Origin of the sequence: Pedobacter sp. HMWF019, assembly GCF_003061025.1 — a bacterium.
GTDB lineage: Bacteria > Bacteroidota > Bacteroidia > Sphingobacteriales > Sphingobacteriaceae > Pedobacter.
On record NZ_QAIL01000404.1, the window covers coordinates 1 to 2050 of the forward strand.

The window sequence follows — 2050 nt, forward strand, 5'->3', positions numbered from 1 at the left end:
ACCATAGAGTTTCCCAGAGCACGTACCAGTTCTAAACCATTCAATTTAGGCATTTCTATATCACTGAAAACAATATCTACAGGCTGATCTTTTACGAATAAAAGCGCATCAACGGGATCTTCAAAGGTGGTCAGAACATTCAGAAAAGGAACTGCCTTAGCAAAAGACTCAACAACATCCCTTGCCAGAGGTTCATCGTCAATAATGACACAATTTAATTTTTCCATTAATTTTTTAAATCTAATTTTAGTGATACTTTAAAACATCCTTCAGGATTTTGAATTTGCAATTTATACTTATCCGGATACAACAGTTGTAATCGTTTCCGGGAATTCTCCAGGCCAATTCCTCCAAAATCTGACATTTTCCTTGTATCATCAATATCATTTTCGACATCAAAATAAAACCATCCATCTTCAATTCTTATATCTAGATTCAGCAATGAACCAGTTTTAGACTTCAATCCATATTTAAAAGCATTTTCAATAAAAGTAAAAGTCAAAAGCGGTGCAATATAGAATCCTGAACATTCCTGTTCAGAAGGAAACTCAAATCGAATCTTTTTGCTTCCTGAATACCTCATTTTCTCAAGCTCCACATAATTTTTAATAAATTCCAATTCCTTGCTCAATGGAACTTTTTCTGTATTGGATTCATACAATGTATAGCTCATCGTATCCGAAAGATTCAAAATAACCTCCGGAACCAAATCATCCTTCTTAAGACTCAAACTGTACAGATTATTCAACGTATTAAAAAGAAAATGAGGGTTAAGCTGGGCTTTCAGAAAGTCCTTTTCAATATTGATGTTCTGAATTTCCAGTGTTGCTTTTTGTCGCTGGACATTTAGCGTTCTGTTATAAAGCTTAGAGATTTCAAATAGAATTTTGACGAAAAAGAACGGCGATAAAATCGAAATAATAATAATTGCCTGTGATACCATCCTGTTTACCGATATGGCCTGGAACAGAGTCTGGCTTGCTGCTCCTTTAATCGCCCCTTTCAGTTCGCCATCTAGAATTTCGAAACCAAGGGAATGATATGCAATAGAAAAAAAGTAAGTAACTAAAAGCCAGACAGCAACAAATATCGGAAATGTAATGATAATCAGTAAAATTGCTGTACCTGCACCCCCTTTAAAAATCTTGGGTAAGGCAACATAAAAGAACAAATAAAAAACAGCCATGTTAACAATGGTCATCCGCAACGTCAATATAAAACTGTTAAAGTACGTAAGGTGATAGGCGATTCTGTAACTCAGTAACAAAAGTCCTGCGAAACCCAACCACATCAAACTATGAAACAAAAATCGCTTCCTTTTAGTATAGAATTTATCAAAATCAAACGCTGCAATCTTGTCTGTAAAATAGTCTGAAAAAACCTGTTTATTCTGCATTAGTATCTTATCAAGCAAACCAAAGATAGTTTTTTGGTTTGCTTGATTATATTTCAATTATAAAATTCTGATGATAGCGTTCATAATATTGATGGTGTTGTGTCCCAAAATAGGATAAATTATATTACCGGAGAATTTTCTAAGTATACCAACACTTAATGATGAAATTAAGGCCAGATAAACAATCGTTATTAAATCAAATTTAAACGCATAATTCGCTGTGAGAAATACCCCGTGAACTACCCCAAATAAAACAGTAACAATAATGAATCCCCAACCAAACTTTATCCCTTTAAAAGTCCATTTTGGAGGAAATACCATTTCAAGTAACCATAAACTGATCCCTCTAAAAGCAAGTTCTTCCGTTAAGCCAGGTAACGTTGCCTGAAAAGCAAAGGTTTCCAGGTCGAAATGACCACCCTTAGGGAATAAAATAATCTTAAAAATGAAATCAAATAATAAAAAGCTAAAGAAAAATGAAAGACCAATAATCACCTGCTTTTTAGAATTCATTTTCGTCGTAAAACCAATTTCCTGCCTGTTGGATTTTGAAACAGAATAAATGATCACTAAAGACGTCGCCAAACTTAAGATCTTTCCAATCCAGGAAAATTTAAGCCCAAAAAATTCCATATTGATGTATTGTCTGGACAG

General features: G+C 34.0%; 3 protein-coding genes. All 3 read right to left on the bottom strand.

What is annotated here, in order from left to right; all coding sequences use genetic code 11:
• Positions 1-227: LytTR family DNA-binding domain-containing protein (locus DBR11_RS21755; RefSeq protein ID WP_146186624.1), on the bottom strand; the 227-nt coding region annotated here is incomplete at its 3' end.
• Entirely contained in the window at positions 227-1396 is a 1170-nt protein-coding gene (locus DBR11_RS21760; protein ID WP_108554720.1) for a sensor histidine kinase, read from the bottom strand. The genes DBR11_RS21760 and DBR11_RS21755, both read right to left, overlap by 1 nt.
• Positions 1397-1453: 57 nt before the next feature.
• Positions 1454-2050 (bottom strand): CPBP family intramembrane glutamic endopeptidase (locus DBR11_RS21765; RefSeq protein ID WP_108554721.1); only part of this gene is annotated, 597 nt, incomplete at its 5' end.

What these genes read in the sequence shown, in the direction of transcription:
- DBR11_RS21760 (WP_108554720.1), bottom strand. Translation starts at nt 1,396, where the DNA reads ATGCAGAATAAACAGGTTTTTTCAGACTATTTTACAGACAAGATTGCA.